We start from the raw sequence: 3,143 nt of genomic DNA, 5'->3' as shown, positions 1-3,143 counted from the left end.
GGTCTTGATCGCGGTGTCGATCAGGTCCCAGACCACCACCACTGCCGTTCCCACCGCGATCGCCGCGCCGAGGAGGTTTCGGTTGTCGGCATCCGCCAGCCAGCTCAGCCGCTCGCCCAGGGCCGGGTTGAGCAGCCGGTCGGAGAGCGCCAACCACACCAGCGGCACGGAGAACGCCAGGTTGAGCAGCACCTTGGTGCCGAAGAGACGCCAGGTCCAGCGTCCGATCCGGTACTTGACGATCTCGAAGATCACGCTGGCGACCAGCACGACGATCAGCGCCGGCAGCCAGAACGACCAGAGAGCCGGGTCGAGGATCGCGATGTTCTCGCCGTCGGTGCCGCGCACCCAGGACTGGAAGTGCTGGATGGGCAGGTACGCGATGGTCGCCACCAGCATGACCACCGAGGCGATGGTGTCGGCGAGCGGGATGCCCCGGTGCACCGGGGCGTCGGGCAGCTGGTCGACCGTCCAGTCCGGCAGGTTCACCGGCGTTTGGGAGCGCTCGATGATGGCGAAGGTCAGGGTGAGCCAGAAGGCGATCTGCACCGCCACCTGCAGGGCGACGACGAGGCCCGGACCGATGGCTCCGAAACCTTTCCCCTCGGCCGCCTCGACGATGGTGACGATCGTGCCGACGAGCGCCGGGATGAAGCTGAGCAGCAGTTTCAGCAGCCGCAGCCAGACCAGGTAGTAGGTCGGGCCGATGAGCTGGAGTCGACGGTCGGCGTACCGGGCGGCCAGCACGTCCGGGTTGCCCAGCTCGGTGAGCACCTCCCGCTCGGCGGTGGTGGCGTCCTGCCCGCCGTCGGTCCGACCCTCGATCATGTCCTCGATGGAGGCCCGCAGCTCGCTGGCGATCTCGTCGCGGCGCTGGGCGGGCACCGAGCGCAGGGTGGCGGCGAGGTAACGGTCGGTCAGGGTGTTCATCGGTCCACTCCTTGGATCAGCCCGGTGATGGAGGTCTGCACGGCGGCGAGGTCGTCGAGCAGCCGGCTCAGCATCGACTCGCCCTCGTCGCTGGTCCGGTAGAACTTGCGCGGCCGGCTCTCCGCGGTATTCCACTCGCTGGTCAGCAGCCCCTGGTCCTCCAGGCGGCGCAGCAGCGGGTAGAGCGTGTTGGCGTCGACCGGGAAGCCGTGGTCGGTGAGCCGTTGCAGCAGTGCGTAGCCGTAGTCCGGCCGGCGGAGCGCGACCAGGCTGGCCACCACGACGGTGCCTCGACGCAACTCCTGCAGGTGCGTCCGTAGAACATCCTCGCTAACCATGTGTCACACCATACTGTGTGCCACACACTAATGTCTAGCCCGACATCATCGTGTCCGCCCAACCTCCGAATCGGGCCGAGCGGCGACGCGGGGCGCCCGGTCGACACCGGACGCCCCGCGGGTGGGTCGAATCAGCAGGACCCGCCCTGCCGGAAGTTCCGCTCGACGAAGCTGGCCGGGCCGACCTGGAAGTAGCCCACCCCCGGCCGGATCGGGTGCCCGGTGAACAACTCCACCCGCGACCCGACCCGCACCAGGTACGCCTCGGCGTCCCCCGCGTCGTTGCGGATCAGCGACCCCCGTCGGCCGTAGATCGCCTCCAACTCGGCGAACGACATGCCGACACCGGCGCCGGCGGGAGATCGCGGCGGGTTGGTGGCCGTACCCACCTCCACCAGGCGCCCGTCGCGGAAGGCCAGCAGGAGCACACCCGCCCAGGAACCGGTGGCTCCGGCGTGCACCACCGGGCCGCAGCCCGACGCGGTCCAGTCGATGTGCCCGTTCGCGGTGAGCGCCGCCAGGCTGGCGCCGATGCGGTACACGCCGGCGCCACGCACGCTGAGCACCTGCGGGTGGCTGTGTCCGACGGCGGCGGCGAGCGGACCGCGCGCCGACGCGGGCGCGGTGCCGCCGACCGGGGGCGCGGCGGTCGCCGGACCGGCGACCGTCGCCGGGACGAGCGTGCCGAGCGCCAACGCGGCGGTGGTGAGGAGGATCGCGGGACGGTTCATGACGGCTCCTTCGGTGCGGGGTCTCCTGCCCTGTTAGTCACCGCGCCCGGGCCAACGGTTCGTCGAGATCGCGAACCGCTCGGTCTACTGTGCAGAGAAACGCCGACCGACCGCGCTGGCCGGGGGTGAGACGGTGACGGCTCCACTGCGGATCGGGCCCTACGCCATCGAGCGACTGCTCGGCGTCGGTTCGTTCGCGACGGTCTGGCTGGGTTACGACCGGGCGCTCGACGCGCACGTGGCGATCAAGGTGCTGGCCGAGAACTGGAGCCACGACCTACGCGTCCGGGAACGCTTCCTCGACGAGGCCCGGTTGCTGCGCCGGTTGGAGCACGAGCGGCTGATCCGGGTGCACGCCCTGGGTGAACTGCCCGACGGTCGGCCGTACGCGGTCCTGGCCTGGGCGGACGGGGGCAGCCTGCGGGACCGGCTGGCCGCCGGCGAGATCCCCGTGCCGGCGGCGTTGCGGCTGCTCGGCGAGGTCTGCGCCGGGGTCGCCGTGCTGCACCGGCACGGCGTCGTGCACCGCGATCTCACCCCCGGCAACTTCCTGGTCGGCGGCGCCGGCCCCGACGGCGCGGAACAGGTGCTGAGCGCCGACCTCGGTCTCGCCAAGGCGCTCGCCGCCGCCTCCGGGCTGACCGCCCGGGCCGGCACCCCGGGATACATGGCCCCCGAACAGGACGATCCAGGCGCGGTGGTCGACACCCGCGCCGACGTGTACGGGCTCGGCCGCCTCGGCATCCGGCTGCTGGCCGCCGACCCGACCGGAGCGAACCCGACCAGCCCCGATCCGCACCGGCGCACCCCGGGGCTCCGACTGCGGCACGACGTGCCCGCGGCGGTCGCGGCGGTGCTCGCCCAGGCCACCGCCCACCGCCCGGCCGACCGCTACCCCGACGCCGCCACCCTGCACGCCGCGTTGACCCGTGCGAGCGACCCGGCGCGGCTGACCATCGCGACCCGTCCCGTACCGCGGCAGCCGCCACCGCGACCGGGAGCCCGCCGCCGGTTGCGGCTGGCCGGGGCCACGATGGTGGCCGTCGTCGCGGTGGGCGCGGTGGGCGCCGAGTCGGGTGGCACCGGGTCGGCTCGGCCGGTCGGCGGCACGTACACGGCCGGGCCGCTGACCGTGGCGTTGCCG

The 3,143-nt window shown here is 72.6% G+C and carries 4 protein-coding genes; 1 reads left to right on the top strand and 3 read right to left on the bottom strand.

Annotation, left to right across the window (positions count from 1 at the left end):
• The 3 genes from KBX53_RS27475 to KBX53_RS27465 all read right to left on the bottom strand — a co-directional run.
• The coding region (locus KBX53_RS27475; protein ID WP_210862426.1) for a permease prefix domain 1-containing protein at positions 1 to 930 on the bottom strand (930 nt) is incomplete at its 3' end.
• Positions 927 to 1,268 (bottom strand): PadR family transcriptional regulator, encoded by a 342-nt coding sequence (locus tag KBX53_RS27470; protein ID WP_030336904.1) that lies wholly within the window; start codon positions 1,266 to 1,268, stop codon positions 927 to 929. The genes KBX53_RS27470 and KBX53_RS27475, both read right to left, overlap by 4 nt.
• 131 nt (positions 1,269 to 1,399) lie before the next feature.
• Complete coding sequence (locus KBX53_RS27465) at positions 1,400 to 1,999, bottom strand: hypothetical protein (protein WP_030336907.1); 600 nt, start codon at positions 1,997 to 1,999, stop codon at positions 1,400 to 1,402.
• 133 nt (positions 2,000 to 2,132) lie between these two features.
• On the opposite strand from KBX53_RS27465, the gene KBX53_RS27460 reads away from it, so the two are divergent.
• On the top strand, positions 2,133 to 3,143 hold a 1,011-nt coding region (locus KBX53_RS27460), incomplete at its 3' end, for a serine/threonine-protein kinase (RefSeq protein WP_309140868.1).

The sequence above is a fragment of the Micromonospora sp. M51 genome, assembly GCF_018070305.1.
Taxonomy (GTDB): domain Bacteria; phylum Actinomycetota; class Actinomycetes; order Mycobacteriales; family Micromonosporaceae; genus Micromonospora; species Micromonospora parva.
Note: the sequence above shows the minus strand (reverse complement) of the source record. Positions and strands in the feature narration are given on the sequence as shown.

What these genes read in the sequence shown, in the direction of transcription:
- KBX53_RS27470 (WP_030336904.1), bottom strand. Translation starts at nt 1,268, where the DNA reads ATGGTTAGCGAGGATGTTCTACGGACGCACCTGCAGGAGTTGCGTCGA.
- KBX53_RS27465 (WP_030336907.1), bottom strand. Translation starts at nt 1,999, where the DNA reads ATGAACCGTCCCGCGATCCTCCTCACCACCGCCGCGTTGGCGCTCGGC.